Source organism: Rhodococcus maanshanensis NBRC 100610 (assembly GCF_001894865.1).
In the GTDB taxonomy this organism is placed as follows: Bacteria; Actinomycetota; Actinomycetes; order Mycobacteriales; family Mycobacteriaceae; genus Rhodococcus_G; species Rhodococcus_G maanshanensis.
This window is the reverse complement of sequence record NZ_BCXA01000065.1, coordinates 1-23,798: the sequence shown is the minus strand read 5'-3', so window position 1 is coordinate 23,798 and position 23,798 is coordinate 1. Positions and strand designations below refer to the sequence as shown.

Sequence of the window (23,798 nt, the reverse complement as noted above, 5' to 3'; positions counted from 1 at the left end):
ACCGGGCCGAGAACCTGCAGGTACACGGATGTCGGAGGCGGCGTGGCTGCGGTCGGTTCGAGCATGCCGATCAGCATATGGGGGCGCGTTTGCCAGCGACTTACCAGTGCGTTGCCGGTGCCGTTCAGCGCACTGCCAACCGCTTTCCACCGCTGCCCGGCACTGTCTGTGGTGTCGGACGGACCGACGCTTTCACTGAAGGAGAGACAGATGCGCAACACCACCATCAACGAGATCCCCGCGGCCGGCGCCGAGCTCAACGAGGCGCAGCTCGCGGCCGTCTCCGGCGGTATGCGTGACCGCGGCCGCTCCAGCAAGGTCATCGACGTGGTCGACGGCTGGACCGGGACCGACGCCGACTTCTGATCGGTCACCCCACAGGGGAGACAGGGGGCGCGGTGCGAACCGCGCCCCCTGCGCGCCCTCGGGACGTACACGAGGAGCAATCGCCATGCCACAGCCCGCCGCCCACATCCTGGTCCTGACGCAGCCCGGTGACGCCCACGCCGACACGGTGATGGGCCTGCTCCACGCCGAGGGCGCCCGCGTCACCGTCTTCGATCCCGCCGAATTCCCTTCCGCTGCGGCGCTGTCGGTGCGTTACAGCTCAGACGGCCGGCGCAGCCGCTGGCTCGTCCGCGACGGTGAGCGGGTGGACCTGGAATCGGTCGACGCCGTCTGGTTCCGCCGCCCGCAGGACCCACTCGCGCACCCCACCGTCACCGACCCTGCCGTTCGCGAGTACGTCGAGCAGGAATGCGAGTCCTTTGCCTCGGGACTCTGGGACGACCTGGATGGACTCGCCGTGCCGGGCACCAGGTCCGCGATCCGGCTCGCCGGACGCAAGCCGGGGCAGCTCGGCCTCGCGGGACGGCTCGGCTTTGAGCTCCCGCCGACGATCATCACGACCGACCCCGACGAGTTCCTCGATTTCTGGGACGAGAACGAGGGCCGGGTCATCACCAAGCCCTTGCAGCGACCGTGGCTGGTGCGCGGCGACGAAAGCCACGCCAGGATGGCGGAACTCGCCACCACCGTCGACGTGGCCTCTGCCGAGGCGATGCGGCTGTGTCCGCTGATCGTCCAGGGCTACGTGCCGAAGCGGGTGGAACTGCGGGTGACCGTCGTCGGTACGACCGTCTTCGCCGCCGAGATCCACAGCCAGGAGAGCAATCACACCCGTCTCGACTGGCGCTGCTACGACCCTTCCGCGACCCGGTATGCCGTGCACGACCTGCCCGCCGACGTCGCCCGGCGCTGCGTACTCCTGGTCGCCGAGCTCGGTCTGCGGTACGGCGCAATCGATCTGATCTTGACCCCGGACGGCAGGTACGTCTTCCTGGAGATCAATCCGTCGGGCCAGTGGCTGTGGATCGAGGACGCCACCGGGCTGCCCATCTCCGCCGAGCTGGCCTCCCTGCTGTTGAGCTCGGCCGATCGTCACCTCCCGCAACGAACCCTCGGAGCCACCTCATGACCGCACCGACCCCGACCCTGCTCGCCGAGGCGCTGAGCCTGCTGGTGCAGCTCAACGAGTCCTCGGCGCGGCCCGACCCCCGCGAGGCCCTCGCCCCGCTGCGCGCCCGGCATCCGCGCACCCGGATGCGGCTGCTCCGGCACCGTGAGGCGCTGGACGATTCCATGCAGTACGGCCTGCTGCTCACCGAGACGGGGGTGGGCACGGCCACCCTCTCCTGGGCGCCCGAGCGAGCCATCCCGTGGTCACTGCGCGGGACCCAGCGCACCGCCGAATCGATGCTGCTGCGGGTGAACGGGGAGGCGCTCGCGATCGAGGAGGCGATGGCCTACCTCGACGTGATGTGGGAGCGGACCGAGTTGCTCGACCGGCTGATCTCGGTATGCCTGATCAAGCAGGAACTCGCCGAGAATCCCGTGCGGCTGGAGCCTGGCGTGCTGCAGGACGCCATGGACGCGTTCCGGCGGGCGCGCGGGTTGCTGACGGTGGCGGACACCGAGCGCTGGATGCGTGCCAGGACCCTCAGCCATACGGCGCTCGAGGAGCTGGTGGAGCGCGAGGCCGCCATCGCGGAGCTGAAGCGGCGGGTCGTGGCGGACCGCGGGCACGCATGGCTGGCCGAGAACGTCGGCGGCCTCGATCGGGCGCGCGTCGCCACCGTGCGATTCGCCGAGCGTACCGAGGCCGAGCGGTTCCTCGATCTCGTGCGGGCGCGGATGGTCGACGGCGGGGAGGATGCCGTGGGCGCGTTCGGCGCCGCGGCCGCGGCGGAGTTCGCCGCCTCGGCCACGCTCACTGGTGTCGAAATGACCGAGGTGGTCAGGTGCGAGCTCCCCGAATCTCTTGCGGGGCCACTGTTTCTGGCCGAACCCTCGGAGGTGCTCGGTCCCGTGTCGGACGAGCCGGGCTGGCGGGTCGTGCAGGTCCTGGCGCGAACTCGGGCGGCGTCGGACGCACAGGCCGATCGGGCGGTGGCGGAGGCGGTGTTCGCGCAGTGGCTGGCGGAGCGGCACGAGGCCGCCCGGATCGAGTGGTTCTGGGGGGACGCCGCCAAGACGCCCACCGGCGCACCGGTGCACCGGCCGTGACGCGGATCGTCCCCGTCGCCCAGAACGGGATGTCGGACTGCGGTGCGGCGTGCCTGACGATGATCCTCCGGTACTTCGGATCGCACCGCACCGCGGCCGAGGTGGGCGAGGAACTCGGTGCGGGACGGGACGGGTTGACCGCGTTGGCGCTGGTGCAGGCCGCCCGCGGGTACGGGCTGGGCGTGCGCGCGCTGGGTGGACCGGCGCAGATCGTGCTGCGCGGCGAGGTGACATTGCCTGCCGTGGTGCATTGGCGCGGAGACCATTTCGTGGTGGTCGAGCGGGTCGGGCCGACCTGGGTGCACATCGTGGACCCGGCCCGAGGCAGGCGCAGGATCCGGCACGACGAGTTCGACGAGGGCTATTCCGGGGTGTTGCTGGAATTCGAGCGAGGTTCGCTCGAACCGCACCGGTCCGATCGCTCGCGGGCGCCGTGGCGCCGGGAGCTGGCCTCGCTCCTGCTGCGCGGACGACGCGGCCTGATCGCCCGGATCGTGCTCGCCTCGGCGGCGTTGCAGGCGTTGGGGATGGCACTGCCGCTGTCGTCGGCCGTCCTGGTGGACCGGGTCATACCGGACGATGATCGGAGCCTGCTGCTCGTCGTGATGCTCGCGGTCGGCGCCGCGTGCCTCGGCTACCTCGGGGTCGGGCTGGCGCGGAGTGCGCTGTTGGTCCTCTTCCGCAGCCAGGTCGACGCGGAGGTCACCGCGACGCTCGTCGAGCGGCTGCTGCGGCTGCCGCTCGGGTACTTCCTCAGGCGGGGGACCGGTGATGTGGTGCAACGCATCTCATCGGTGGGCGCGGTACGCGAGCTGGTCACGGGCCCGGTCGTCGCCGCACTCCTCGACGGGCCACTCGCGCTGGGCTACCTCGCGGCGGTGTACTGGTGGTCACCGCTGGTCGGCCTCTGGCTGACCGGGTTCGCGGTGGCGTCGGTCGGCCTCATCGCGCTGAGCAACCGCCGGGTGGTCGAGCTCGGGCAGCGGGAGCTCGCCGGGCAGGCCGCCGCCGAGGGGCAGCTGATCGAGGCGGTCGGCGGGATCGAGACGGTGAAGGCCTCCGGCGCCGAGACTGCGGTGCTGGCACAGTGGTCGCGACTGTTCGCCGCGTCGGTGCACGATGCCGCGCGCAGTGGCCTGCTGCAGGGTGCGCTGGACGCGGCGCTCTCGACTCTGCGGGTCGCGGCTCCCGCGGTGCTGATCACCGTCGGTGCGACCCAGGTGATGTCGGGGCAGCAGTCGCTCGGTCAGATGATCGCGCTGAACGGGATCGCGCTGGCCGCGCTGGCGCCGATCGGTTCGCTCGTCGGCACCCTGCAGCGGCTCCAGGTGGCGGGCGCGCACCTGCGGCGGATCGGCGACATCCTCGAGTCACCCGCCGAGCAGAACGACCTCGACGTCGCGGTCGCGCCTGCGCTTCGTGGATCGATCTCGTTGCGGGGTGTGGGGTTTCGATACGACCCACGCTCGGAGTGGGTGCTGCGCGACCTCGATCTCGAGATTCCGGCGGGGGCAACGGTGGCCCTGGTCGGACGCTCCGGCTCGGGCAAGAGCACCCTCGCGCGCCTGCTGCTCGGACTGTTCCCGCCGACCGAGGGATCGGTGCACTTCGACGGCATCGATTCGGTTGGTGTCGACCTGAGGTCGCTGCGCGCCCAGTTCGGCGTCGTCACGCAGGAGTGCGTGTTGTTCACCGGGAGCATCGCCGAGAACATCGGGCTGTGCAGGCCGAGGGCCGGGCGGGACGAGATCATGGCGGCCGCCCTGGTGGCGTGCCTGCACGACGAGATCGCAGCGATGCCGATGGGCTACGACACCGTGCTCCGCGAGGGGGCGGGGCTGTCCGGCGGTCAGCGGCAGCGGCTGGCGTTGGCCAGGGCGGTGCTGGCGGACCCGTGCATCCTTTTGCTGGACGAGGCGACCAGCGCGCTGGACACGAGAACGGAGGCGGCCGTCGCGGGCAATCTGTCCACGCTGCGTCAGACCCGCATCATCATCGCGCACCGCATGAGCACGGTGCGGGATGCGGACGTGATCCTGGTGCTCGAAGGCGGCCGGATCGTGGAGCGGGGCAGACACGACGAACTCGTCGGCGCGGGCGGCGCGTACGCCGATCTGGTTGCGGGGCAGACGATCGAGGCCGCCCCGGCAACCTGATTCGGGGCTACTTGGCGGGAGCGCCCGCGGGGGCGGCGACGGTGAACATGCCGACGGTCGGCAGCACCACACAGGTCGCGTCCGCGTAGGTGACCGTGCCGAAGAGCGCGGCGGCCACGTTGCCGGGGCCCGAGTCGACGACCTTCGACAGCGACGGGGTGCCGAACTCGGTGACACCGTCGATGGGGGCGATGCCGCTGGCACCGGTGCTGGTGTTGACCCACACTGCGGTCAGACCGGAGCCCTTCGCCACGCCGGAGACCCGGGGCGAGGCCTGGAACCGGATCTGGCCGGCCTTGAGGTCGCCGCCGCTGCTGGCGGAGGCTCCGGTCAGCGTGATCGGGACGCCGGGGCCGCAGCCGATCGTCGGCGAGGTGAACGCGAACAGGCCGAAGGAGCTCGCGATGTTCGTGGTGACAAGGGGAGAGCCGACCAGGACGTCGACGGCGGCGCTGTTCGCCTCCGAGTTGGCCGCGGCCTTGCGGAGATCCTGGATGCCGTCCGACTGGGGGTCGGCGCCCGCGGTGCCCGCGAACACGAGGGTGGCGGTCGCGCCGATGGCGAATGCGGCGGTGGTGCGACGTGCCAGGTTCTTGCCGTTCACTCAATGCTCCTCGTGGTCGTGTGCTGCTCCGAGGAGAAGGTACCGGATAACCGGGCACCCGGCGAGAGATGATTTCACCGCCCGGACAACGTGGTCCGTTCAGCGTGCCGGTGTGAGCGGCTGCTCCCCGAGCGATTCCCGGATCGCGCCGATCAGTGCGGCTTTCTTGTCGTTGTATCGGGTCCGGAACGCGTCCTGGTCGGTGACGCCGTCGATGGTGGAGTCGGTGACGAATCCGAAGAGGGCGACGGTCGCGCCGACCACCGGGCCGGGGGCGCAGATCCGGAGTTCGTTCGCCATCGCGTCCATCTCGACGATGGACCGGGCCAGTGCCCTCAGTTTCGGGTCGTCGGACTCGAGCGACTCCTCGAGGTCCGCCTCGGCGAGCACGGCGTGGTCGACCTCGACGATGCTGTTGTGTGCACGGTCGGCCGCGGCGAGGAAGCGCACGTAGGTGGACCGGGCCTGCGGGTCGGTGGCGACCGCGCGGGCCGGTTCCGGAGGGGCCGCCGACCGGCCGCGCCGGACCGCGAAGACGCCGAGCAGGATCCCGACGATCATCGACAGCGGTACCGCCCACCACGGTGCGCTATCGGAGCTGAGGGCCTCGACCAGCGAGTTCACTTGCCGATCCTAACAATTGGAGACCCGAATTCCGGTGAGCGACGGGCCGCGACACGCGATCGCTAGTGCAACCAAAGGGTTGCATCGATCGAGGATGAGTGCAACCATTGGGTTGCAGTTATTGCGGGCAACCCACAGGAGGAGATCGAGATGGCGTCGACAGGGCAGGCAACCGTGGACGAGGGGCGCTACATCGTCAGCAGGACCGTGGTCATCGACGCGCCGCGCGATCGGGTGTGGCAGGCGCTGACCGAGCCGGAGCACATCGCGAAATGGTTCGGCCAGCGTGCGGTCATCGACTCGCTCACGGTCGGGGCCAGGGGCGTCTTCAGCTGGGACGAGCACGGCGACATGCCCCTCGAGATCATCGAGGTAGACGAGCCCGACCGCTTCGGGTACCGCTGGGGCCAGGCGGACGACCCCGACCTGATCCGCGGCACGGATGTGCGATTCACGCTCCGTGAGCTCGGCGGCTCCACCGAGCTCACCGTCGTCGAGACCGGCTTCGACCGGGTCAGCGACGTGGAATCCGAGCGCCGCGACGCGCTCGAGGGCAACCGTCAGGGCTGGAACGCCGAGCTGGACGAGCTGGTGGCCTACCTCGAGGCGAAGGCGGCATGACCGGCGGGGTCCCGGCGCCGACCCGCGTGTTCGCCGCGCTCGCCGACGACACCCGCTGGGACATTCTGGTGCTGCTCGGCGAGGCGGACCTGTCGGCGTCCGCCCTCGCCGATCGCCTGCCCGTCAGCAGGCAGGCGATCGCGAAGCACCTCGCCGCGTTGGAGGCCGCCGGGCTGGTCGAACGCGTCCCGGCGGGCCGGGAGGTGCGGTACCGGGCGATCGGCGCCACCCTCAGTGCGGTCGGCAGGCGGCTCGAGGCGATCGGCGCGCAGTGGGACGCCCGGCTCTCCGAGATCAAGCGAATCGCCGAGGCGCTGTAGGCCTGTCGGCTCAGGCGTTGCCGACGGCCTCGCGCAGGTAGGCAAGGTCGTCGGCGAGGCCGTCCGCCGGGGTCTCGAGGATGACCGGGGCCTGAGCGGCGAGCACGACGGCCGCGAGCACCTCCGGGTCGATCGTTCCGTCGGCCAGGTTCGCGTGCCGGTCCCGCGCGGAGTTGAACTCGTCTCGGGAATTGTTCAGGTGCACCAGGTCGATGCGCCCGGTGATCGCCTTGATCCGTTCCACGACACCGACCAGTTCCTCGCCACCGGCCCACGCGTGGCAGGTGTCGAGGCAGAAGCCGGCGCCGAACTCGCCGACCTGGTCCCACAGCCGGGCGATGTCGTCGAACCGCCGCGCCATCGACGACTCGCCGCCAGCGGTGTTCTCGATCAGGATCGGCACCTCGAAGCCGCCCTTGTCGGCCTGCCGCTCGAACAGCTTGCGCCAGTTGTCGAACCCCGCGGCGGTGTCCTCGCCGTCACGGACGTGCCCGCCGTGCACGACCAGGCCGATCGCACCGAGGTCCGCCGCGGCCTTCGCCTGTTCCGCCACCGACTTGCGGGAGGGGATCCGGATCCGGTTGTTCAGGCTCGCCACGTTGATGACATACGACGAGTGGACCACGACGTCGATCGCGCTGTCGCGGATCTGCTCGGCCCTCGGGTGCGGGGTCAGCTTGTTCCACTTCTGCGGGTCGGTGAGGAACAGCTGCACCACCTCCGCGCCGAGTCGCTCACCTGCCCCGATGGGATCGTCGTCCTCGCGTACGTGTGCTCCGATGCGCATGGCTACCAGGGTAGGGCCTGGGGCGGGATGTCGTTCCCATGGCAGAGTCGTCGGGATGCCGAGGTCGACCGCAGGAAGCGCCGCGCCCGCGGGCAGGGCTCGCACACTTGCTCAGGTGTACCGACGCTTCGGCGAGGTCGACGCCGCCGAGACATCGCCACTGTATGCGCGTGTCGCCGTCGCGCTGAGCGAGTCCGACGAGGCGCTGCGGGCCATCGAGGCGGCGCCTGCGCGCAAGCGGCACCCAACGGTGATCCTCGCGGCGCTGTGCGACCTCGCCCTCGCCGGACGCGCCCCGGCGCTTGCCGCGGCCTATGCGGCCGGGGACGGCGACGCCGCCGCTCGTGCGGCGATCGACGCGCTGCTGCGCATGACCGACTCGGTCGTGGCCATCGTCGTGCGCAGGAAGGTGCTGACCGACGAGACCGGATGCGGCGCCGTGCTCTATCCGGCCATTGCCGAGGTGGCGCGCCGGGTGGGCGCGAATGCCGTCGGGCTGATCGACGTTGGCTGTTCGGCCGGGCTCGACCTCAACGTCGATCGCGTCGGGATCACGTACAGCAACGGACAGACGCTTGGCGACCCGTCCTCTCCCGTGCAGCTGTCGTCCTCGGTCGTGGGAGACCGGCCCATCCCGGCGCTGGCGATGCCCGAGGTCGTCGCCCGGGTCGGCATCGACCTCGATCCGATCGACGTGACCGACGCGGACGACGCCCGATGGTTGCGCGCCTGCCTCGGGCCGGACCAACCGGTGCGGGCCGCGAGGCTCGACGCGGAGATGGCGTTGACGGCGACGTCCCCTCCGCTGCTGCTGCGAGGTGATGCCGTCGAGTTGATGCCCGAAGCCTTCGCCCGGGTCCCCGCGGACGCCCTGCCCGTCGTCACCACGACGTGGGCGTTGTCGCAGCTCTCGCTCGAGGGCCGCCTGCGCTTCCTGCACAGCCTCGACGAAGCGGCGGCGGGCCGGGCGGTGGCGTGGGTGTCGGCGGAGGGGGTCGGGGTCGCGCCTGCGATACCGACGCTCGGCGATCGCCGCGCCTCCGGCCACAGCATCATCGGCCTTGCGGTTTTCGACGGGTCGGCCCTGCACGCCGAGGCTATCGGCCGCTGCTGGTCGCGGGGCCGCCTGCTGACGTGGCTGACAGGAGGCCGGCAAGCCTCCGGCTCCGCCACCTGAACCGGGGACGCCGAGCGGCGTCGGGGGTTAACCTTCGCGCATGTCTCCTGCTCGCAGGAATCTCTGTGTCGTCTACGGCGTGATCGCATTCGTTGCACTGATCGCGACGTGGTGGAACAACATCGCGTACCTCGCGGACGGCAACGATCTCGGGGGATTCGTCGCCGACGGCTACGCCAACTACGCGAGCAGTTCGTTGGTCAACGACCTGTGGCTCGTCGCGCTCGCGGCCGTCGTGTTCATGGTCGTCGAGGCCCGCAGGCTGGGCATCAAGTACGTGTGGGTGTACGTCGTGCTGTCGATCGTGATCGCGATCAGCGTGATGTTCCCGCTCTTCCTGATCGCCCGCGAGCGGCGCCTGTCGGAGACCTCGGGCACGATGGCGACGTGAGCACCGGCTGTCGCGGTCGGACCGCACCCTGAGCGAAAGATCAGGGTGGTCCCTGATGGTGCTCGTATAACTGCTCCGACCAGACTGATGCGGTCGCAGTGTCAGCCCAGCCCCAGGACGAAAGGCAGTCATGAGCTCGCATGCCCTCGGCGCCGTCGCGGTGTCAACCGAAACGCCGGCCCCCACACCCCTCGCTGCCCGCGCGCAGAACCTGAACAAGACTTACGGCTCGGGGGACACCCAGGTCCGTGCGCTGGACGGGGTGTCGGCCGACTTCGCCCGCGGCGAGTTCACCGCGATCATGGGACCATCGGGGTCAGGAAAGTCGACGCTGATGCACTGCCTGGCCGGGCTGGATTCCGCCACTTCGGGCTCGGTCATGATCGGTGACACCGAGCTGACCACCCTGTCCGACAAGCAGATGACGCAGCTGCGGCGCGATCGGATCGGATTCGTCTTCCAGGCGTTCAACCTGGTTCCGACGCTCACGGCGCTGGAGAACATCACCCTCCCGCTCGACATCGCGGGCCGCAAGGCCGATCCGTCCTGGCTCGACAACGTGCTGACCCGGCTCGGGCTCAAGGACCGGCTCGACCACCGGCCGAGCGAGCTGTCCGGCGGCCAGCAGCAGCGCGTCGCCTGCGCGCGGGCGCTGGCCGGGCAGCCGGAGATCATCTTCGGCGACGAGCCCACCGGGAACCTGGACTCGCGCTCCTCCGGCGAGGTGCTCGCAATCCTGCGCGCCGCGGTCGGCGAGTTCGGCCAGACCGTCGTAATCGTCACGCACGATCCTCGGGCCGCGAGCTACGCGGACCGGGTGGTGTTCCTCGCCGACGGCCACATCGTCGACGAGTTGCGTGACCCGACCGCCGAGACCGTTCTGGACCGGATGAAGCGGCTCGACACCGTCGCCGTCGACGTAGAGGGCTGAGACATGGCCTCACCCATGCGCAAGGTCTCGCTGCGAAACCTCGCGGCGCACAAGGTACGTCTCGCGCTGACCGTGCTCTCCGTCGTCCTCGGCACCGCCTTCGTGGCCGGGTCGTTCGTGTTCACCGACACGCTGCAGAAGACCTTCGACGGCCTGTTCGCGGATGCGGCCAAGGGCGTCGACGTCCGGGTCAGCGGCCTGGAGGAGGGGTCGAGCGGGGTGCCGCTGACCGACCTCCCGACGCTGGAGGCCGTCGACGGGGTGCGCGCGGTCGTGCCTGCCGTCGACGGCCCGATCGTGCTGCTCGGCGCCGACAAGAAGCCCTTGCAGTCCGGTGGCGCGCCCAGCATCGGGCTGTCGTACATCCCGCCGGAACAGGCGCTCGGCGAGCCCGATGTGATGGTCGCGGGCGCGCCGCCCGCCGCGCCGGGCCAGATCGCCCTCAACGAGGGCGCGGCACGCAAGGCCGGTCTCGCGGTGGGGGACCGGACCCAGGTGCTGGTGCCCACGAGCGGCGTCATCGACGTCACCGTCAGCGGGATCTACGAAACACCTTCCGACACCGGCGGATTCGTCGGCGCGTTGTTCGACGGCGCGCAGGCGCGCGAGCTCTTCACCGACGGTAGCCACGTGGACTACATCGACGTCGCGGGCACCGGTGTCTCTCAGTCCGAGTTGCGCGACCGCGTCGCGGCCGCCCTCCCTGACCTCAAGGTGGACACCGGCGATCAGGTTCGCGAGGACGTGAAGGCGGAGGTGAGCTCGGCGCTCAGCTTCATGAACTACTTCCTGCTCGCGTTCGGCGCGATCGCGCTGCTGGTCGGGACGTTCATCATCTACAACACCTTCTCGATGATCGTGGCCCAGCGGCTGCGCGAGCTCGCGCTGCTGCGGGCGATCGGCGCCAGCCGCAAGCAGGTTGGGCGTTCGGTGGTGCTCGAGGCGCTCATCGTCGGCCTGATCGGCAGCGCGCTCGGAATCGCCGCGGGCGTCGGCCTCGCCTACGGGCTGCGCGCGTTGCTCAACGGCTTCGATGTCGGGTTGCCGTCCGGGCCGTTGCAGCTCGAGCCGCGCACCGTCATCGTGGCCCTCGCCGTCGGCGTGCTCGTCACGGTGGTCAGCGCCTATGCGCCCGCGCGCCGGGCGGCCAAGGTGCCGCCGGTGGCGGCGATGCGGGAGGAGTTCTCCTCCACCGGTGACTCGCTGCGCGTGCGGACGCTGGTCGGCGCGATCGCCGCGGTGGTCGGCGGCGTGCTGTTGCTGGTCGGTTCGCGCGGTACCGGGGGCGGCGCGGCCACGACGGTCGGCCTCGGTGCTGCCGCATTGATCGTCGCGGTCCTGCTCGCCGCCCCAGCGCTCTCGCGCCCGGTGGTCGGCGCGCTCGGCGCGGTGCTGGCCAAGCCGTTCGGTCCGGTGGGCCGGCTGGCCCGCACCAACGCCGTGCGCAATCCCCGCCGTACCGCGGCGACCGCGTTCGCGTTGACCCTCGGGCTGATGCTGGTGTCGGTGATCGGGGTGTTCGGGGCGTCCGCGAAGGAGAGCGTGAATTCCCTGGTGGACACCGGCGTCAGTGCCGACTACATCCTCCTCGGCCCGGATTCGATGGGTGTTCCCCTCGGGGCGGCGGCCGCGGCCAAGGAGGTACCCGGCGTCGCGGATGCGGTCGCGCTGCACGGCGTTTCGGTGAAGATCGACGACGAGGCGCAGATGGGCACCGCTCTCAGCGGTCAGCTCGACGGTGTCCTCGACTACACGCTCGCGGAGGGGTCGGCCGAGCTGTCGGGCAGCAACATGCTCGTCTCCGAGACGACCGCCGCCGAGAAGGGGTGGCGGCTCGGCTCGCCGGTCGTCCTGACCGACCGCGACGGCGAGCAGGTGACCACCAATGTCACCGGTGTCTATGCCGACTCCCAGCTCCTCGGCGACTGGGTTGTGCCCGAATCGGTGTACGAGCAGGTGACCCCGGCCGCGGTCAGGGCGGTCTGGGCGGTGCTGATCGAGGCGCAGCCCGGCGCCGACCTGGCGACGATGCGCAGCGATCTGGCGGCGGCGACGGACAAGTTCCTGGTGGTGCAGGTCAAGGACCGGGAGGAGTTCAAGGGCAGTCAGGGCAAGCAGATCGACACCCTACTGGCGGTGCTCTACGGGCTGCTGGCGTTGGCCATCGTGATCGCGATCCTCGGCATCATCAACACCCTCGCGCTGTCGGTGGTGGAGCGGCGTCGCGAGATCGGAATGCTCAGGGCCGTCGGCATGCAACGGCCGCAGGTGCGCCGCACCATCTACCTCGAGTCGGTGCTCATCGCGGTCTTCGGTGCGGCGGTCGGGGTGCTGCTCGGGCTCGCGTTCGGTTGGGGTTTCGTGAGCACGCTGGCGGATGAGGGCCTCGACGTGATCGCGGTGCCGTGGGGACAGGTGGTGGCGATGCTGCTCGGCTCCGCGGTGGTCGGCGTGCTGGCCGCCCTGTGGCCTGCCGCGCGGGCCGCGCGGACCAAGCCGCTGGAGGCGATCGCCGGGGTGTGATCGCGGAGCGGCAGGGCTGGGTCGTCGACGTCAGTGCTCGATGTCGACGACCAGCCTGGTCGGGTCGCTCAGCGTGGACACCGTGAACGGGTGCCCACCGGACTCGAGCCCGATGAACGCCTGGGTGGTCCCCTCGAACACCCCCGAGATCCGGGCCTCGGTGACCAGCTCGGAACCCCCGCCCGGCAACGGGTTCGGTCCGTCGTACTCGGCGACGCCCGTGTCGAAGGGGTAGCCGCTGCCGGTGATGAGAACCTCGAGGATCGCCTCGCCCGCGACCGGGATCACGTCCCCGCTGCCCTCCTGGACGGCCAGGTCGACGTAGCGGACCGACCAGCCGGGGACGCCGGTGCCGCCCAGCTCGTAGACCACGCGGTCGTAGCCGTCCTGGCCGCCGACGCGCAGGCCGGAGACCGTCAGGCGTGCGTCGTCGGACGCGTCGGCCCGTTGGGGGTCGGTGCTCCAGGCGGTGTTCGGGGTCGTCGACATGAGCGTGGCGGCCGACCCGGATGTGGCGGAGTCCACCGGAGCCGTGGTGACCGACCCGGAGGTGGTCGCGAGGCCGTCGCTGCCGTCGCCGCAGCCGGTCAGCGCGAGCACACCGCCCATCGCGAGCGCGCCACAGAGCGCCACGAGCCGCGGGCGGGGCGCGTTCGGGCGGTTCATGATTCCGGCATTTCTGAGGAGTGGTGGTTCACGATCAGCCATTTGCCGTCTCTCTTCTCGTATACGAAGGTGTAGCGGGCGTCGACGACTTCCGGGGCCTCGGGCTTGTTCAGGGTGAACCGGTAGACGCCGGTGTCGATCGCGTTCTCCGCGTCGAGGACGTTGACGACGGACTGCTCGATCACCGCGCTCGGCTTGCTGGGCAGGAAGCTGGTGAAGTAGTCGACGATGCCCGCGCGGTCGGTCCGCACCACATTGGACACCGTCGGGAGGAGCACCGCGTCCGGGGCGTACAGGTCCGCGACCGCCTCCGGGTCGCCGGTCGCCAGCGTCTGGTTCCAGGTGTCGAACAGGGCGGCGACCTGTTCCGGCGACGGCGGGTCGTCCTGTGCGTCTCCGGAGATCGGGTCCGCGCAGGCCGTGAGGGTCGCGATCGCGGCCGCGGTCAGTGCGATGGATCGAACGATGGACCTGTACATCGCGGCACCTGACTTCCTCGTTGTCGTTCGATGGGTTCGACGGGGCTACCTCACCACCAGATCGTGGTCGGTGGCGCTGAGGGTGATGGCTGCGATCTGCTTGCCCCGCATCCAGTCCCGGACGAAGCTCTCCAGCGCGGGATCGTCACCGCGCGAGTCGAAGGCGTCGCGCGGGACCTCGACGGCGCCGACGAGATGGCGCGGCTCACCGTCGAGACCGGGAGCGCGCGTGTCGAACAGGCGCAGCCCGTCGGCGGTGTGCAGCACGACCGGGATCTCGGTGCCGTCCGGTGCCGTCACCGTTGCCGCCCTGCTGGTGGCCGCGGGGTCGAAGTGCGACACCGAGATGCGGTAGCCCGACGGCGCGGCGTGCGATCCGACCGCGTCGAGCAGCCGTGGGTCGACGACCGAGTAGGGGAACCCGATGTCGATCAGGACCTGCCCGTCGATGCTGCCGTCGCGGGCGGGCAGGTCCCCCGACAGGTGCCACGGCGCGGGCGGGGCCAGGGTGTCGTTGGACCGGTCCGCCGACGGGTTGTCGACGGGTGTGCCAAGGCGCGCGGCATCCGTGCGGGTGAACTCCCAGTCGGGCGCGGTCAGGTTCTTGTGCCAGAACCCGGTGGCGCCGTCGCGGCGACCCTCCACCCGCAGTTCGCGCTGGCCGGGGCCGGGCCCGATGGAGTTCACGCTGATCGCCGAGGTGATCTCACCGGGGATCTTGGGCTGATGGATCCAGTCGGGCGCGGGCAGCTGGATGGCGGCGGTGCTGCGGTCGAGCAGTTCGGCGACGATATTGGGGGCGGTTGGCTTGCCGGCCTGGCTGTCCCAGCTGTACCGGAAGAAGACCGAGTCCGAGCCTGACGAGTCGAAATCGAAACTGCGGGTGTACATGTCGCCGTACCTGTTCATCACGAAGGTCGTCGACCCGGCCGCGGACAGCGAGATCGACTTGAACCGGCCACCGAGCGGGCCGCCGATCTCGTAGCTGTCGTCGTTCGGCAGCCACGGGTCGGCGAAGGTGATGCGGCTGCCGTCGCCGGTGAGCGCGGGGAGCATCGTCATCTTCCCCAGCCCCACATAGTGGATTCGTCCCGCGATGTCGGTGAAGGTCTGGTTGTCCCACGGGGAGGAGACGCTCAGCGCCCAGCCGTTCCCGTTCTCGCCCGGAAGTTGTTGTCCGGGAGCGAACCACAGCGGCGAGCCCCACGCGGACGTCCAGTTCCACAGAATCGGGTCCTGCGAGGCGTTGTCCATCGTGTAGATCCAGCCGTTGTCGTCGATGGCGACCAACTCGTCGTCGTCGAGGGAGATCCCGATCAGTCGGCCTCGCAGGCATTCGGGCATCGGGACGTAGCGCCACGGTTCGGCGTCGGCACCCGTCGATCGGGGGCGGGTGAGCAGGTCCCGGCCGACGAGGGCGAAATCGGAGAACCGGTTGAACTGTGTGGTCGGCGTGCGTAGTTCGACGCTCGCGGGGGCGGACTGTCCGGCGAACACCGGCAGGTTCGTCAGCCCGAGCCTGCCGCCGCCGGACGGCGCCCCCGGCGGCAGCTGAGCGGTCCCGAACGGCACGCAGGCGGCGGGCTGGCTCGGCGGAGTCGCGGCCGCGGCGACCGGGACCGGCCACAACAGGCCGACCGCGGCGATGCCACACAACCGCAGTAGCGGCGGGCGAATCCGGCGTGCGTTTCCACGTTCGGGTGGTTGCCTCACCCTATGAGTTTCGCACCTGGTCCCGGGAAGTGGTGGCAATAGTCGCGGGCGGGCCTGTCTAGCTCTTGGCGTGCCGGGGCAGCAGTTCGACCCCGTTGATGGTGTGCACGGTCCACCGCTGCCCGTCGTGGCTCATGGTGCTGATGCCCGCGTTGCGAATTCGCGGTGAGCGAGCCGAGTGGACGGAGTCGAGGACCGCCCGGATGACCCCGCCGTGCGTGACCGCGATGATCGCAGACCCGGGGTGGCATCGGGCCAGGTCCTCGATGGCGCGAAGCCCGCGCTGCGCGACCGCGGGCTTCGGTTCGATATCCGGATAGCGGCCGTGCGGCCAACGGTCGTAGGCCTCGTAGTCGGTGACGCCCTCGGCCTCGCCGAGATGGCGTTCGGCCAGGTCGTGGTACGCGGCGGAGCGTTCGATGCCGAGCCGCGCGCCGATGATGTCGGCGGTCTCGGTTGCGCGCGACAGCGGCGAGCTGACCAGTAGATCCCAGGTCCGGTCTGCCAGGGTGTCGGCCGCCCTGTGCGCCTGCGCACGGCCGGTGTCGTTGAGTGGGATGTCGGAAGAGCCCTGCAGGCGGCGTTGTGCGTTCCACTCGGTCTCGCCGTGCCGAATCAGCGCCAGGTAGGTCATGGTCGCCGCAGACTAACACCGGGCGGGTGCGAGCGGTGCTGCGCGACTGGGTGATTCGACGGCCGTGTGCCCTCCGCTCGAAATGGAGGGCACACGGCCGGTCGGGGGTCAGCCTTCGCAGGCGATTCCGTCGTTGTCCCGATCGAGGTGGGCGGCGTAGCCGGCCTCGCCCCGGTAGAGCGGCGCTGCGCCGGCATTGCGGACCTCGGTGCAGTTCTTGTACGTACGGTTCGGCTTCGCCGGTGCAGGGGGAGCGGGAGCGGGCGGCACGAAGCGGGGCGCGGGTGCCGGCGCGGGCGCAGGTGCGGGGAACGGGGGAGGCGGAAGCAACGGGAGCAGGGGCTGGGCGGCGTCGGCGGATCCGCTGGTGATCATGCCTGCAACTTCCGGCGGCAGGTACTCGGCCAGCGTTGCCGCGGATGCGGCGGTCGGTGCGACCAACACCGCTGCGCACCCGAGTATCCCGACAGTGAGCCGTCGAACCATCATCGATCCTTCTCCGTTTCGTGAGTTGTTGGAGCCCGCACCATAGCGGACAAATCGGTCGGTTCCGGAAGTCGGCGTGCGCAGCACCCGTCTGCCGTGTCGAAGCGTCGCGCCTCGATTTCTGGAACAGTGGAGTCCTGGAACTCGAGGAGGCTCGATGTCGGATGACCCGCAGGTCCCGGGCGAATACGAGACCGCGGCGCAACGCCGCGAGCGCATCTCGCTGCAGGTGCGGCGGTGGAGCGAGGACGCGTGGGTCGATGCCCGGCTGCCGGTGCTGTCCGACGACGCTGCGGTCCTGATCGCGGCCGGTCACCTCGACTCAGCCACGCGCGAGATCCTGGCCGAGCGGCGGCGAACGGGCCGGACGATCCCGTCGATCGGGGGCTTCGACGCGCTCCGACGGCTCACCGACGAACATGCGCGGCTCGCGGGGCGGGCGGCGGAGCTGCGGCCGGGGCCGGTGCAGGCGGTGTTCACCTTCCGGGCCGCCGAGGTCGCCAAGCGGCTCGCTCACCTGCGGGCGGCCCTGGTGCTGTCCGCCACGCACTACGCGAGCGGGGTGCGGGCGATCCGGCGGGAGCGACGCGACGGGGTGCACCTCGAACCCGACCAACGGGAGGCGCTGTTCAACGCATTGCAGCGGACCCCGGTGCCCGTCACCTCGGGGGAACGCCCCGTCGACCAGGTGCGGAACGCGACCCTGGGCGCGGCGGCCGAGCGGGTCGCAGCGCTCACCGAGAGCACCCCGCTGGCCGGCGTCGGTCGGCGGGCCGCCGAGGCCCTCGCACAGGGCGCCGCGCCCGAGGGCGAGCGGTTCGCCGACCGCTACGACACCCTGCTCTACCTGGCGGGCACGCTCTACGACCGGATCGACGGGTCCTCGGCCTGGCATTCGGAGCACTTCCTCATCCAGCGTGCCCAGCTGGACCTGGCGGACGAGCTGATCCAGATCGCGGCCGACACCGTGGCGCTGCGGGGGATCACCGCCGAGCTCGCCGCGGCCATGCAGTCCACGCGGGGCGAGGGTGCCCGCGCCCAGATCACCGCGCGGCAGACGGCGCTTGCCCCGGTGTGGCGTCAGCTGGTCGACCGGGTCGCAGCGCTGGCCCGCATCGGTGACCTGCTGTCCCAGGCAGAGGACCAGCTGCAGGCGATCGCCGCGGTGCAGCGGACGATGAGCCTCGATTCGAGGATCGACGACCTCATCGCGCGTTCGGGCAACCGGGAACTGTCGGCGGAGAACACCCATCATGTCGGCGACCAGTTCGGTGGGGTCGAGGAGCTGATGGGGACGTATCAGAGCGTCCTGTACGGGGACATCCTGGCGCTGACCTCGCGCGCGGACCCGGGCCGCGGGCGGGACTGACGGTCAGGCGGTGGCCGCGACGAGGCGAAGGGCCAGTTCGGAATACAGCTCCGCGACCTGATCCGGTTCGCTGAAGCCGCCGCCGGGGAACCACCGGCACACATCGACGCAGAGCGAGGTGATCGCGAGGGTCACCCCCTCGACGTCAGGGACGACGAACGAGCCGTCCGCTGCGCCTGCCTTGACGATCCGCTTGACGATCCGGTTCACGTCGCGGCGGAGCCCGATGATCGTGCGGTAGTGCTCGGGTGAGAGCGCGGTCAGCTCGTACTGGACCACCCGTCCGCGGGCGTGGTGTTTGGCGTGCCAGCGCGTGAAGGCGCCGACCACCGCGCGCAGCCTCGCGGCGGGTGGCGAGTCGACGGGATCGGCGTCGGTGAGCAGTTCCACGCACCGCTGGTGGCCCTCGTAGCTGATCGCGTAGAGCAGCTCTTCCTTGGACTTGTAGTGCGGGTACATCGCCGCCGGGCTCAGGCCGAGGCGGGCGGCGATGTCGCGGGTGGTGGTCCCGCCGTAGCCGTTCTCGGCGAACGCCTCCACGGCCGCGGCCCGGATCCGCGCGGCGGCCTTGGAGCTGCTCACCACGGCGGGGGACTCCGCCGTCACCGATTCGCTCACCTTCGCCTCCGCTTCCCGTTCGACCTTGACAACACCCGCCAGCGGGACAAGTATAAGCATGCGCTTAGGAAATGAGCGTGCGCTTAGTTTTGCAGTGCGCGCTCTCGGCTCGCCCCGTCCGGTCCGACCGGCCGGGGTTCGGCGATCTGACACAGAAAGCACACAATGAACCTGAAACTCACCGACGAGGAACTCGCCTTTCGCGACGAGATGCGCACGTTCTTCACCACCCAGGTCCCGGCCGACATCCGTGAGCGCGCCGCGCGCGGCGGTGAGCTGACCGCCGAGGATTTCAAGGCCACCCAGGCGATCCTCAACGCGAACGGGCTCGCCGTGCCGAACTGGCCGGTCGAATGGGGCGGCCGCGACTGGACGCCGGTGCAGCGTCACATCTGGTTGGACGAGATGCAGCTGGCCTCGGTGCCGGACCCGCTGGCATTCAACGCCGACATGGTCGGACCGGTCATCGCGGCGTTCGGCTCGCAGGAGCAGAAGGAGCGGTTCCTGCCCGCGACCGCGAACCTCGACATCTGGTGGTGCCAGGGCTTCTCCGAGCCGGAGGCGGGCTCCGACCTGGCCTCGCTCAAGACCCGTGCGGTCCGCGACGGCGACGACTACATCGTCAACGGTCAGAAGACCTGGACCACGCTGGCGCAGCACGCGGACTGGATCTTCTGCCTGGTCCGGACGGACCCGAACGCCCCGAAGCGGCAGGCGGGCATCTCGTTCCTGCTCATCGACATGAAGACCCCCGGCGTCACCGTCCGCCCGATCAAGCTGATCGACGGCAGCTATGAGGTCAACGAGGTGTGGTTCGAGGACGTCCGCGTCCCGGCCGAGAACCTCGTGGGCGAGGAGAACGCCGGCTGGGGATACGCGAAGTTCCTACTCGGCAACGAGCGCACGGGCGTCACCCGGGTCGGCACCTCCAAGGTGCGCCTGGCCAGGGCCAAGGAGCTGGCGGCCCAGACCGAGGTCGGCGACGGCACGCTGCTGCAGGACCCGCTGTTCGCGGCGCGCCTGGCGGAGCTGGAGAACGAGCTGCTCGCGCTCGAGCTGACGCAGCTGCGGGTGGTCGCGGGCTCGGCGGACGGCAAGCCCAACCCGGCGTCCTCGCTGCTCAAGCTGCGCGGCTCGGAGCTGCAGCAGGCCACCACCGAGATCCTCATGGACGTCGCGGGCCCCGATTCGCTGCCGTTCGGGGCGGCCGACATCGACTCGCCCGCCTGGGCGCAGCACGCCGCCCCGACCTACCTGAACTACCGAAAGGTATCCATCTACAGCGGATCGAGCGAGGTGCAGCGCACCATCATTGCCTCTTCGATCCTCGGATTGTGAGGCGCCGCAATGGACTTCGAACTCAATGACGAACAGGTCATGCTGCGTGACACGACCCGTGAGCTGCTCAGCCGCAGCTACGACGCCGAGAAGCGCAACGCCGTCACCGCCACCGAGCCCGGCTGGAGCCGGGACGTGTGGAAGAGCTTCGCGGAGATCGGCCTGCTCGGGCTGCCGTTCGCCGAGGAGGACGGCGGGATGGGCGCCGGACCGGTCGAGACGATGGCGGTGATGAACGAGATCGGCCGTGCGCTGGCGCCGGAGCCGTACCTCGCCGTCCTCGTCGCCGGTGGGCTGATCGCCGACGCAGGCTCGGCCGACCAGCGCTCGCGGTTCCTGCCCCGGGTCGCCGAGGGCACCGTGCTGCTGGCGTTCGCGCACGACGAGCCCGGCAGCCGGTGGCCGGCGACCGCGGTCTCCACGACCGCCACCGCGCGGGGCGACGGCTGGGTCCTCACCGGCCGCAAGAACCCGGTGCTGCACGGCGATTGCGCCGACACCCTGGTCGTGAGCGCGACCCTGCCCGGCGGGGGAGTGGGCCTGTTCCTGGTCGATGCCGCCGCCGATGGCGTGACCCGGCGCGGCTACGCCACTCATGATGGGCTGCGCGGCGCCCAGATCGAGTTCGTCGACGCGGCGGCCGAGCAGCTCGGCGACGGCGACGTCACCGCCGCGATCGCCGCATCCGAGGTGCGCGTGCAGGCCGCGCTGTGCGCAGAGGCGGTGGGGGCGATGGCGGAGACGCTGCGGCTGACCACCGAATACCTCAAGCAGCGCAAGCAGTTCGGTGTTCCGCTGGCGAAGTTCCAGACCCTCACCCAGCGCGCGGCGGACATGTACGTCTCGCTGGAGCTGGCGAGCAGCATGAGCCTGTACGCGACGATGTCCCTGGCGGACGGCGTGAAGGACCCCACGATCGCCTCGCGGGCCAAGCTGCAGATCGGACGGGCCTCGCGGCACATCGGTCAGGAGGCCATCCAGATGCACGGCGGCATCGGCATGACCGCCGAGTACCCGGTGGGGCACTACGTGTCCCGGCTCGTCGCGATCGAGCACACGCTCGGCAGCGCCGACGACCACCTGCGCGTGCTGGCAGGCACCGTCGCCGACCACGAGATGGTCAACGTCTCGGAGTAGCCCGTGACGGCCGAGAGCCCCGTCGACCTGTGCGGTCGGCGGGGCTCTCGGCTGTCGGGGGTCAGCGGCTGAGCTTGGTGCGCATCATCATCACGTTGTAGTCGGACCACGTCGTGGCCAGGAAGTACAGGTCCTCGCCCTCCGACCAGGGGTGCATGTACGCGCCGTACAGGCCGGGCACGGTCGCGCTGCTGACCAGTGTCTCCGGTGCGCTCCACGGCCCGGTCAGCACCGGTGCGGTCCGCATCACCAGCGCGTTCGACTGGTTGGAGTACAGCGCGATGAACTTGCCCAGGTAGGCGCTGTACTGGACCGACAGCTCGCTGACGCGGCCGTCCAGGACCGGCACCGCGACGGCCGGGTTGCCGACCACCCAGCCGGTGCCGTCCCAGTACTCGTAGCCGGCGACGTTCAGGATCGAGGCCTCGGGGGTGCGGGAGAGCCGGGCCTGCCCGGACCGACCCGACGGCGTGCCGAAGTTGTAGACGAATCCGTCGTGCTTGACGAAGGCGCCCATCTGGAAGTTCTGATTTCCGGTCGCGGGGAGATTCGCCCGTGACAGGGCGTCGTCGAGGACATTCAGCCGGATCGACTCCGGGCGCGGCGTCCATGTCTCGCCATTGTCGGTGGAGGTGGCGATCTGGGAGTAATTGGTGACCCATTCGCCGGGCGCCGCCCAGCTGCGAATGGACATGTAATTGATGTACTGCACCCCGTTGACGGAGATTCCGGTGGTCGGGATGACGGTGTGTTCGACGCCGGGGATCTTTTTGCTCGGGAGGAATTCCTTCGAGTGGTTCGGCCGGTCGAGGGGAGAGCTGTCGATGCTCATCCCGTCGCTGAGGTCGCGATCGGAGCTGCGGAAGAGCACGTTGCTCCGCCAGTCGCCCACCAGCCCTTCGCACAGCGGAACCTGGCTCAGTCCGGTGGTGTCGCCGAACGCGGTGAGGACCTGGCCCGCGCCGTTGTCCCACATGATGCCGAGATCGGTGCCGACCACGTTGAATCGCCTGGCGGTGTCATTCGGGCCGTTCATGCCGGTGACATGCTCGACCGCCTGGGTCTTGCCCTTGAGGTTGGGGAGCCGCCCGTCCTGACCGTTCAACCACGGGATCGGATTGCCCGCGCCGCCGGTGCTGCCGAACCCGCTGCTCCCGCCGCTGCCGGTACCGCCGCAGAACAGGTCAACGGCCGCGGCGGGAGCGCTGATGGCGAGTACCGCTGTCGACGCCATGGTCGCGGCGAGGGACAACATCGCGAACTTCGGGGTACGTGGCATCGGTTGGCCTTCCCTCTCGATTTCCTCGCAACGGCCGCACAGGAATCGCGGCCGCTGACAATCTAACGAAGCGCGAGAATGGTGGTCGTGGCCTTGGATAACCGTTCGGACAAGACTTCCGAATTACCGCCGAGGGCGGAGAAGGTCTCGATTTGGATAACCCCGCCGCGCCTACCGGGATTGTCGCCAATCCGCCGCTAGCGTTTCGTGCGGAAATGCGGCTCAGGAGTCTTACGCCCCCGAGATGCGTAATTCTCGACGAAGCAGTTACCACGCCGGCGGCTCGCGTGCGAGACGCCGAAGATCCTCCGAGTAGGTGTTCGAGCATGACCACAATCGCCCCTCCCGCCCTCAAGACCCTCAGTGCCTGTGTCTTCGTGACCGGACTCGTCGGCGCCGCCATCGGCATCTACGGCCTCGATGTCGAGGTCGCCGTGCTGTGGCTCATCGTCGCGTCCGTCTCCGGGCTCTACCTGCTGAAGCTGCGGGCGGAGTCGCACGGCCGCCTCGAGCGCCCCGCACGCTCGCGTCGCACCACCGCCTAGCCCGACGCACACCCCTAGCCTCGACTGATGCGGACTGTGGGTGTGGACCTTGCGGCGGAGCCGGGAAAGACCGCGGTCGCGGTGATCGCGTGGTCCGGAGGTGCGGCGACGCTCGAGAGCCTGCATCTGGGTGTCGGCAACGCCGAGATCGTCGAGGCGATCCGAGACGCCGAGCGAACGGGGATCGACTCGCCGTTCGGGTGGCCCGAGGCCTTCGTCCGATTCCTGAACGACCACGACACCGGCACGCTGCAGGGGACCAACGACCTCGAGAGCAGGGACGGCCGCAGGCCGTTGGCGATGCGCCGCACCGATCTTCTCGTCCGTGCGTCGACGGGGCTGTCCCCGCTCAGCGTCTCCGCCGATCGCATCGCACATGTCGCGTTCCGCTGCGCGGGCCTGCTCGCCGAGCTCCGAGAGAGTGGAGTCGAGGCCGGCCGGGTCGAGGGCCGCGCGGTCGAGGTGTACCCGGCGGCCGCCCTGCTCGGGTGGGGCCTGCCCGCGCGCGGATACAAGGGTCGGGTCAACCGGTCGGCACTCACCGAACTCGTCACCGCGTTCACCGGGGCGGCGCCGTGGCTGGACCTCGGGGAGTGGGAGTGGCTGTGCCGGGAATCCGACGACGCCTTCGATGCGGTGGTGGCCGCCGTCGTGGCACGCGCTGCCGCACTCGGCAAGACAGAGCTGCCCGCGGACGCGGATCGGGTGGTGGCGGAGCGGGAGGGGTGGATTCACCTACCGAATTCGCCGCTGGCAACGCTCCGAGGCGCGCGAATCTGAGGGCAGGAAGCCGATCACCACGTCCGACCAGGCGTTTTGGTGTTCTGAGGTTTGT

26 protein-coding genes are annotated in these 23,798 nt (G+C 70.1%); 15 read left to right on the top strand and 11 right to left on the bottom strand.

Going from position 1 to position 23,798, the window contains the following annotated elements; genetic code table 11:
* Positions 1 to 227 (bottom strand): hypothetical protein (locus RM1_RS26635; protein WP_218019744.1); only part of this gene is annotated, 227 nt, incomplete at its 3' end.
* Between RM1_RS26635 and RM1_RS24830 the strand changes: the two genes are divergently transcribed.
* The 4 genes from RM1_RS24830 to RM1_RS24815 all read left to right on the top strand — a co-directional run bounded on the left by RM1_RS24830 (position 211) and on the right by RM1_RS24815 (position 4,721).
* Positions 211 to 366 (top strand): putative ATP-grasp target RiPP, encoded by a 156-nt coding sequence (locus tag RM1_RS24830; protein ID WP_072754273.1) that lies wholly within the window; start codon positions 211 to 213, stop codon positions 364 to 366. The genes RM1_RS26635 and RM1_RS24830 overlap by 17 nt on opposite strands.
* 85 nt (positions 367 to 451) lie before the next feature.
* A complete protein-coding gene (locus tag RM1_RS26265; RefSeq protein WP_072754272.1) occupies positions 452 to 1,477 on the top strand; it encodes an MvdC/MvdD family ATP grasp protein in 1,026 nt (341 codons plus the stop codon).
* Positions 1,474 to 2,565, top strand: coding sequence for a TIGR04500 family putative peptide maturation system protein (locus RM1_RS24820; RefSeq protein WP_072754271.1), 1,092 nt, complete (start codon positions 1,474 to 1,476; stop codon positions 2,563 to 2,565). The genes RM1_RS26265 and RM1_RS24820 overlap by 4 nt, the downstream gene beginning before the upstream one ends.
* A complete protein-coding gene (locus RM1_RS24815; protein ID WP_245816603.1) occupies positions 2,562 to 4,721 on the top strand; it encodes a peptidase domain-containing ABC transporter in 2,160 nt (719 codons plus the stop codon). The genes RM1_RS24820 and RM1_RS24815 overlap by 4 nt, the downstream gene beginning before the upstream one ends.
* Before the next feature lie 7 nt (positions 4,722 to 4,728).
* Here the strand turns inward: RM1_RS24815 and RM1_RS24810 are convergent, their stop codons facing one another.
* Together RM1_RS24810 and RM1_RS24805 are read right to left on the bottom strand one after the other, a co-directional pair.
* Complete coding sequence (locus tag RM1_RS24810; protein ID WP_072754269.1) at positions 4,729 to 5,325, bottom strand: hypothetical protein; 597 nt, start codon at positions 5,323 to 5,325, stop codon at positions 4,729 to 4,731.
* 99 nt (positions 5,326 to 5,424) lie between these two features.
* Entirely contained in the window at positions 5,425 to 5,949 is a 525-nt protein-coding gene (locus RM1_RS24805; RefSeq protein WP_072754268.1) for a hypothetical protein, read from the bottom strand.
* A 150-nt stretch (positions 5,950 to 6,099) separates the two neighbouring features.
* On the opposite strand from RM1_RS24805, the gene RM1_RS24800 reads away from it, so the two are divergent.
* Together RM1_RS24800 and RM1_RS24795 are read left to right on the top strand one after the other, a co-directional pair.
* Complete coding sequence (locus RM1_RS24800; RefSeq protein WP_072754267.1) at positions 6,100 to 6,570, top strand: SRPBCC family protein; 471 nt, start codon at positions 6,100 to 6,102, stop codon at positions 6,568 to 6,570.
* Positions 6,567 to 6,890, top strand: a complete 324-nt coding sequence (locus tag RM1_RS24795) for an ArsR/SmtB family transcription factor (RefSeq protein WP_072754266.1) — start codon at positions 6,567 to 6,569, stop codon at positions 6,888 to 6,890. Before RM1_RS24800 ends, RM1_RS24795 begins: the two co-directional genes overlap by 4 nt.
* A gap of 10 nt (positions 6,891 to 6,900) precedes the next feature.
* Here the strand turns inward: RM1_RS24795 and RM1_RS24790 are convergent, their stop codons facing one another.
* Complete coding sequence (locus tag RM1_RS24790) at positions 6,901 to 7,677, bottom strand: deoxyribonuclease IV (protein WP_072754265.1); 777 nt, start codon at positions 7,675 to 7,677, stop codon at positions 6,901 to 6,903.
* 115 nt (positions 7,678 to 7,792) lie between these two features.
* Here RM1_RS24790 and RM1_RS24785 point away from each other — a divergent pair, with 115 nt between their 5' ends.
* From RM1_RS24785 to RM1_RS24770, 4 genes are all read left to right on the top strand, one after another.
* On the top strand, positions 7,793 to 8,854 hold the full coding sequence (locus tag RM1_RS24785) for a DUF2332 domain-containing protein (protein ID WP_245816601.1): 1,062 nt from the start codon (positions 7,793 to 7,795) through the stop codon (positions 8,852 to 8,854).
* 40 nt (positions 8,855 to 8,894) lie between these two features.
* Entirely contained in the window at positions 8,895 to 9,245 is a 351-nt protein-coding gene (locus tag RM1_RS24780) for a DUF2834 domain-containing protein (protein ID WP_072754263.1), read from the top strand.
* A 130-nt stretch (positions 9,246 to 9,375) separates the two neighbouring features.
* Positions 9,376 to 10,176 carry an ABC transporter ATP-binding protein gene (locus RM1_RS24775; protein WP_072754262.1) on the top strand — a complete coding sequence of 267 codons (801 nt, stop codon included), beginning with the start codon at positions 9,376 to 9,378 and terminating at the stop codon, positions 10,174 to 10,176.
* A 15-nt stretch (positions 10,177 to 10,191) separates the two neighbouring features.
* A complete protein-coding gene (locus tag RM1_RS24770) occupies positions 10,192 to 12,699 on the top strand; it encodes an ABC transporter permease (RefSeq protein ID WP_425528714.1) in 2,508 nt (835 codons plus the stop codon).
* Positions 12,700 to 12,729: 30 nt separating this feature from the next.
* Here the strand turns inward: RM1_RS24770 and RM1_RS24765 are convergent, their stop codons facing one another.
* From RM1_RS24765 to RM1_RS24745, 5 genes are all read right to left on the bottom strand, one after another.
* Entirely contained in the window at positions 12,730 to 13,308 is a 579-nt protein-coding gene (locus RM1_RS24765; RefSeq protein WP_072754275.1) for an AMIN-like domain-containing (lipo)protein, read from the bottom strand.
* 53 nt (positions 13,309 to 13,361) lie between these two features.
* On the bottom strand, positions 13,362 to 13,844 hold the full coding sequence (locus RM1_RS24760) for an SgcJ/EcaC family oxidoreductase (protein ID WP_072754260.1): 483 nt from the start codon (positions 13,842 to 13,844) through the stop codon (positions 13,362 to 13,364).
* A 45-nt stretch (positions 13,845 to 13,889) separates the two neighbouring features.
* Positions 13,890 to 15,473, bottom strand: coding sequence for a hypothetical protein (locus RM1_RS24755; RefSeq protein ID WP_072754274.1), 1,584 nt, complete (start codon positions 15,471 to 15,473; stop codon positions 13,890 to 13,892).
* Positions 15,474 to 15,615: 142 nt separating this feature from the next.
* The gene (locus RM1_RS24750) at positions 15,616 to 16,191 is read right to left on the bottom strand and encodes a histidine phosphatase family protein (protein WP_072754259.1); all 576 of its coding nucleotides are present in this window, start codon (positions 16,189 to 16,191) and stop codon (positions 15,616 to 15,618) included.
* Positions 16,192 to 16,299: 108 nt separating this feature from the next.
* Positions 16,300 to 16,680, bottom strand: coding sequence for an excalibur calcium-binding domain-containing protein (locus tag RM1_RS24745; protein ID WP_072754258.1), 381 nt, complete (start codon positions 16,678 to 16,680; stop codon positions 16,300 to 16,302).
* 154 nt (positions 16,681 to 16,834) lie between these two features.
* On the opposite strand from RM1_RS24745, the gene RM1_RS24740 reads away from it, so the two are divergent.
* Positions 16,835 to 18,046 carry a hypothetical protein gene (locus RM1_RS24740; protein WP_072754257.1) on the top strand — a complete coding sequence of 404 codons (1,212 nt, stop codon included), beginning with the start codon at positions 16,835 to 16,837 and terminating at the stop codon, positions 18,044 to 18,046.
* A gap of 3 nt (positions 18,047 to 18,049) precedes the next feature.
* On the opposite strand, the gene RM1_RS24735 is transcribed toward RM1_RS24740, so the two are convergent.
* On the bottom strand, positions 18,050 to 18,724 hold the full coding sequence (locus tag RM1_RS24735) for a TetR/AcrR family transcriptional regulator (RefSeq protein WP_083576940.1): 675 nt from the start codon (positions 18,722 to 18,724) through the stop codon (positions 18,050 to 18,052).
* A gap of 105 nt (positions 18,725 to 18,829) precedes the next feature.
* Here RM1_RS24735 and RM1_RS24730 point away from each other — a divergent pair, with 105 nt between their 5' ends.
* Positions 18,830 to 20,002: an acyl-CoA dehydrogenase family protein gene (locus RM1_RS24730; RefSeq protein ID WP_072754256.1), complete on the top strand. Its 1,173-nt coding sequence runs from the start codon at positions 18,830 to 18,832 to the stop codon at positions 20,000 to 20,002.
* A gap of 9 nt (positions 20,003 to 20,011) precedes the next feature.
* The gene (locus RM1_RS24725) at positions 20,012 to 21,139 is read left to right on the top strand and encodes an acyl-CoA dehydrogenase family protein (protein WP_072754255.1); all 1,128 of its coding nucleotides are present in this window, start codon (positions 20,012 to 20,014) and stop codon (positions 21,137 to 21,139) included.
* A 61-nt stretch (positions 21,140 to 21,200) separates the two neighbouring features.
* Here the strand turns inward: RM1_RS24725 and RM1_RS24720 are convergent, their stop codons facing one another.
* Positions 21,201 to 22,418 (bottom strand): glycoside hydrolase family 183 protein, encoded by a 1,218-nt coding sequence (locus RM1_RS24720; RefSeq protein ID WP_072754254.1) that lies wholly within the window; start codon positions 22,416 to 22,418, stop codon positions 21,201 to 21,203.
* Between the two features lie 326 nt (positions 22,419 to 22,744).
* Here RM1_RS24720 and RM1_RS24715 point away from each other — a divergent pair, with 326 nt between their 5' ends.
* On the top strand, positions 22,745 to 22,963 hold the full coding sequence (locus RM1_RS24715) for a hypothetical protein (RefSeq protein ID WP_072754253.1): 219 nt from the start codon (positions 22,745 to 22,747) through the stop codon (positions 22,961 to 22,963).
* 27 nt (positions 22,964 to 22,990) lie between these two features.
* Positions 22,991 to 23,743 (top strand): DUF429 domain-containing protein, encoded by a 753-nt coding sequence (locus RM1_RS24710; RefSeq protein ID WP_072754252.1) that lies wholly within the window; start codon positions 22,991 to 22,993, stop codon positions 23,741 to 23,743.
* The last annotated feature ends 55 nt before the right edge of the window (positions 23,744 to 23,798 follow it).

What these genes read in the sequence shown, in the direction of transcription:
- RM1_RS24780 (WP_072754263.1), top strand. Translation starts at nt 8,895, where the DNA reads ATGTCTCCTGCTCGCAGGAATCTCTGTGTCGTCTACGGCGTGATCGCA.
- RM1_RS24715 (WP_072754253.1), top strand. Translation starts at nt 22,745, where the DNA reads ATGACCACAATCGCCCCTCCCGCCCTCAAGACCCTCAGTGCCTGTGTC.
- RM1_RS24745 (WP_072754258.1), bottom strand. Translation starts at nt 16,680, where the DNA reads ATGATGGTTCGACGGCTCACTGTCGGGATACTCGGGTGCGCAGCGGTG.
- RM1_RS24730 (WP_072754256.1), top strand. Translation starts at nt 18,830, where the DNA reads ATGAACCTGAAACTCACCGACGAGGAACTCGCCTTTCGCGACGAGATG.
- RM1_RS24735 (WP_083576940.1), bottom strand. Translation starts at nt 18,724, where the DNA reads ATGCTTATACTTGTCCCGCTGGCGGGTGTTGTCAAGGTCGAACGGGAA.
- RM1_RS24830 (WP_072754273.1), top strand. Translation starts at nt 211, where the DNA reads ATGCGCAACACCACCATCAACGAGATCCCCGCGGCCGGCGCCGAGCTC.
- RM1_RS24800 (WP_072754267.1), top strand. Translation starts at nt 6,100, where the DNA reads ATGGCGTCGACAGGGCAGGCAACCGTGGACGAGGGGCGCTACATCGTC.
- RM1_RS24795 (WP_072754266.1), top strand. Translation starts at nt 6,567, where the DNA reads ATGACCGGCGGGGTCCCGGCGCCGACCCGCGTGTTCGCCGCGCTCGCC.
- RM1_RS24725 (WP_072754255.1), top strand. Translation starts at nt 20,012, where the DNA reads ATGGACTTCGAACTCAATGACGAACAGGTCATGCTGCGTGACACGACC.
- RM1_RS24750 (WP_072754259.1), bottom strand. Translation starts at nt 16,191, where the DNA reads ATGACCTACCTGGCGCTGATTCGGCACGGCGAGACCGAGTGGAACGCA.
- RM1_RS24790 (WP_072754265.1), bottom strand. Translation starts at nt 7,677, where the DNA reads ATGCGCATCGGAGCACACGTACGCGAGGACGACGATCCCATCGGGGCA.
- RM1_RS24760 (WP_072754260.1), bottom strand. Translation starts at nt 13,844, where the DNA reads ATGTACAGGTCCATCGTTCGATCCATCGCACTGACCGCGGCCGCGATC.
- RM1_RS24710 (WP_072754252.1), top strand. Translation starts at nt 22,991, where the DNA reads ATGCGGACTGTGGGTGTGGACCTTGCGGCGGAGCCGGGAAAGACCGCG.
- RM1_RS24770 (WP_425528714.1), top strand. Translation starts at nt 10,192, where the DNA reads ATGCGCAAGGTCTCGCTGCGAAACCTCGCGGCGCACAAGGTACGTCTC.
- RM1_RS26265 (WP_072754272.1), top strand. Translation starts at nt 452, where the DNA reads ATGCCACAGCCCGCCGCCCACATCCTGGTCCTGACGCAGCCCGGTGAC.
- RM1_RS24740 (WP_072754257.1), top strand. Translation starts at nt 16,835, where the DNA reads ATGTCGGATGACCCGCAGGTCCCGGGCGAATACGAGACCGCGGCGCAA.
- RM1_RS24775 (WP_072754262.1), top strand. Translation starts at nt 9,376, where the DNA reads ATGAGCTCGCATGCCCTCGGCGCCGTCGCGGTGTCAACCGAAACGCCG.
- RM1_RS24765 (WP_072754275.1), bottom strand. Translation starts at nt 13,308, where the DNA reads ATGGGCGGTGTGCTCGCGCTGACCGGCTGCGGCGACGGCAGCGACGGC.
- RM1_RS24820 (WP_072754271.1), top strand. Translation starts at nt 1,474, where the DNA reads ATGACCGCACCGACCCCGACCCTGCTCGCCGAGGCGCTGAGCCTGCTG.
- RM1_RS24720 (WP_072754254.1), bottom strand. Translation starts at nt 22,418, where the DNA reads ATGCCACGTACCCCGAAGTTCGCGATGTTGTCCCTCGCCGCGACCATG.